A 550-nucleotide genomic window follows, 5' to 3' on the forward strand; every position below is an offset into this window, starting at 1 on the left:
GCGGATCTGCCGGACGGGCCGGCGACGGTGGTGGATGTGCTGCGGGCCACCGACTTTCTGCTGCCGGCGGTCGAGATCGTCGACTCGCGGATCACCGGTTGGGACATCTCGATCGTGGACACGGTGGCGGACAACGCCTCGTCGGGGTTGTTCGTGCTCGGTGACCGGCCGGTGCCGCCAGCAGCGGTGGATCTGCGGGGGTGCGGCATGGTGCTGGAGTCGGCCGGTGTGCCGGTGTCGGTCGGTGCCGGTGCGGCCTGTCTCGGCAACCCGGTGCACGCCGTTGCCTGGCTGGCGTCGACCATGGCCGCGGCCGGGGATCCGCTGCGGGCCGGCGACATCGTGCTCTCCGGTGCGCTCGGCCCCATGGTGCCGGTCATGCCGGGGGCGGCATACGAGGCACGCATCGCCGGGCTCGGCGCGGTACGGACCAGATTCAGCGCGAAACCGGCCGACCGGTCGGCCGGTGGCGAGTCAGGGGAGGGGTCGTAGTGGGTGTCGGGGTGGCGGTGATCGGGTCGGGCAACATCGGCACCGATCTGATGATCAA

At 71.5% G+C, this 550-nt stretch carries 1 protein-coding gene; it reads left to right on the plus strand.

Annotated elements, in window-relative coordinates; translation table 11 throughout:
- The coding region (locus tag ACFHWT_RS31425) for a 2-keto-4-pentenoate hydratase (RefSeq protein ID WP_416598332.1) at window positions 1–492 on the plus strand (492 nt) is incomplete at its 5' end.
- Between the last annotated feature and the right edge of the window lie 58 nt (window positions 493–550).

The sequence above is a fragment of the Micromonospora sp. LOL_021 genome, assembly GCF_048060215.1.
In the GTDB taxonomy this organism is placed as follows: domain Bacteria; phylum Actinomycetota; class Actinomycetes; order Mycobacteriales; family Micromonosporaceae; genus Micromonospora_E.